Origin of the sequence: Corynebacterium sp. KPL2850 (assembly GCF_040225855.1) — a bacterium.
In the GTDB taxonomy this organism is placed as follows: domain Bacteria; phylum Actinomycetota; class Actinomycetes; order Mycobacteriales; family Mycobacteriaceae; genus Corynebacterium.
Genome location: NZ_JBEHFV010000062.1, coordinates 1 through 2,612 on the forward strand (window position 1 = coordinate 1; position 2,612 = coordinate 2,612).

Sequence of the window (2,612 nt, forward strand, 5' to 3'; positions counted from 1 at the left end):
GTGAAATAATCCTAATACCAGCACGCCAGACCGGCTAAACATATAACTTCACCAACACATCCTGTCGTTTAGGCCAACTCCTCGACGCCCAGCCGCTTGCCGATGCCCCTCAGTTCCTCCCCCACTTCCTCCACCGTCCCCCAAATATCGTGGCTCAGGGTCTCGTCGATGCGGCGCTGCTGTTGGCTCGTCAGCCCCTCCAGGTCCAATTCGCGGGCCGGGCGAAGCGGCGCGAATTCCCCGGTGGACTGGGCCATGACCTTTGCATAGGACTCTGGCAGCAAAAGGTCGCGCGCTTGGTCCGCGGTATCGGCTACGGCGATATTGAGGGAGGAGATGATAGGTGGGGCATCGGCAAGCGCATGCTCGCGGTAGAGCCGCGCCGCCTTTTCCTGCATCTTTACAGGCCCGCCCAGGATGACGCCCAAGCCCAGCCGCGCGGCCACCGCAACCGACCGGAAGCCCGCAAGGATATAGATGGGCGTGCCCGCATACTCGGGCCGCACCGTCACCGCCTCCTCGCCGCGCAGGTACCGCAATAGGGTCTCGACCTCGTTCTCGAACTGTGGCTTGAGCTCCAACGGATCACCCTGGCGCAGCGCCTTGCGCACCGGCTCCGTAAAGCCCACCGAGGAGCCCAGCCCAATATCAATCCTGCCTGGGTATAGAGCTTCCAAGAGGTTGATTTGTTCCGCAATCAGAAACGGTGGATGGTTGAGCACCATGATGCCTGCGGTACCCACGCGAATGCACTGCGTGCGCGCCGCCACGTGCGCAGCCAACATGCCCGGCTGGCCCGCGGGGATGCCCGGCACCCCGTGGTGCTCGGCAAGGAAGAACCTTTTAAACCCCAGCCGCTCCACATGCTGCGCATGCTCGGCTACCCCATCGAGTGTGCCTGCCGCCCCGCGGTCCAAAATAGAAAAGCGCATGGCCACCACTGTAGCCATGCGCCTAAAAATTGTGCGGATTATTGATTAGCGTCCGCGTTGCCCTTGGACCATTCCTCCCAGGACATATTCCAGTCGCCCAAACCGTCCATGGGGCTGAGCGTCTCGCCGTAGGTATTGAATACGCGGACGACATCGCCGCGCTTGACAGTGTTCTGGAACCACTGCGCGGCCTCCGGCGTCACGTTGATGCAGCCGTGGGAGGTATTGGAATTACCCTGAGCCCACACGGACCACGGTGCGGAGTGCACGTAGATACCGGAATAAGACATCTGGGTAGCCCAGTCCACCTCGGTGCTGTACCCGCCCGCTTCGTGCGGCAACCCGAAGGTCTCAGAGTCCATTAGCAGCGACTGGTGCTGATCGCCGATGACGTAGCGCCCATTCGGGGTGTCATATTGGTAATCGCGACCCAGCGATACCGGGATGGTGCGAAGGAGCTCCTTATTCTTGTAGACCTTCATGGTCTTGGTGGCATTATCCACCAGCGCAATGGTGCGATCCCCGATGGTGAAATCCGTCGAGGTATTTTCCCCGCCGTAGATTCCGCCACCGAGATCCTTGCCGTACTGATCGACCTTGACCTCAACCTTGGTACCCGGCTCCCAATACTCCTTGGGGCGCCACCGCACTTCCTGGTTATTCACCCAGTAGAACGCGCCTTCCACCTCTGGGTTGGTCTTGACCGTAATCGTGTCCTCTGCCGCCTTGCGGTCGGTGATATAGGTACCGAAATTGACGCCGATTACCTGGCCCACGCCCACCTCGGATCCTGGGATAGGAGTCATCGCCACTTGGGCGACGCCCGCCGCCTGGGAGGTGGAAAAGCTCAGGTTCTTCTTATTGCCATCCTTATCAGTGGCCACGATGGAATAGGTGTGGTTATAGCCAAGATCCTCAGCCGTAGTCCACTTCTTGCCGTCCTCAGAGAGCTTTTCTTCTACTTCCACGCCCAGCTCATTGGTCATGGTCACGCTCTTGAGCTCGGTGGTCGATTCCACGGTGACGGGCTTGGATGGATCGACATCCTGCGCCCCATCCTTCACGGAGGTGGAAAGCTTGGACTTTTCTTTCTGCTCCGATTGTTCTGCGGAGCTCGAGGTAGATTCCTGTTCTCCCGAGCGGTTTTCAGCGGTGGAATTAACGGAGCACGAAGCTACTACCAGGGAAACGCACGCAATGCTCGCAGCGGCAATGCGGCGGGAATTAGGGAGGGAAATAATCACTAAGTAGACCTTAGAAACACAGTAGTTCTTTCAAGACCAATCCAAACTATCGTCTTGCCACCCCAAATACCAGAAACAAGCTCACCGTTATCCAAACTGTTATACTCCCCAGAAATACGCTATGAGCAGGCGATTTTACAGTTTTTCAACCGGGGTGCTAAAGTTTCTACTCGTTGCACAGAGAGCCACACGGCCGGACGTCAACACTGCGCCATTAGCTCAATTGGCAGAGCAACTGACTCTTAATCAGTGGGTTCGGGGTTCGATTCCCTGATGGCGCACAAAAGCGAAATCGCGAGGCAAATACCTCGCGATTTTTTGTTTCCAAAGCTTGCAATTCAAGGCTAGCAAAAAGGCCGAGGGTTAAACGACAAAACGTGTTGTTTTTCGGCGTGTCGAGTTAAACGACATTTTGTGTTGGTGGGGGTAGGGGTTT

General features: G+C 57.4%; 2 protein-coding genes and 1 tRNA gene. 1 reads left to right on the forward strand and 2 read right to left on the reverse strand.

The features are described from left to right. Positions 1-68: 68 nt before the first annotated feature. Positions 69-932, reverse strand: a complete 864-nt coding sequence (locus tag ABRP93_RS11510) for an MsnO8 family LLM class oxidoreductase (protein WP_349888009.1) — start codon at positions 930-932, stop codon at positions 69-71. Between the two features lie 38 nt (positions 933-970). Next, positions 971-2,176 carry a L,D-transpeptidase gene (locus ABRP93_RS11515; RefSeq protein ID WP_349888010.1) on the reverse strand — a complete coding sequence of 402 codons (1,206 nt, stop codon included), beginning with the start codon at positions 2,174-2,176 and terminating at the stop codon, positions 971-973. Between the two features lie 208 nt (positions 2,177-2,384). Between ABRP93_RS11515 and ABRP93_RS11520 the strand changes: the two genes are divergently transcribed. Next, positions 2,385-2,457, forward strand: a tRNA-Lys gene (locus ABRP93_RS11520). The last annotated feature ends 155 nt before the right edge of the window (positions 2,458-2,612 follow it).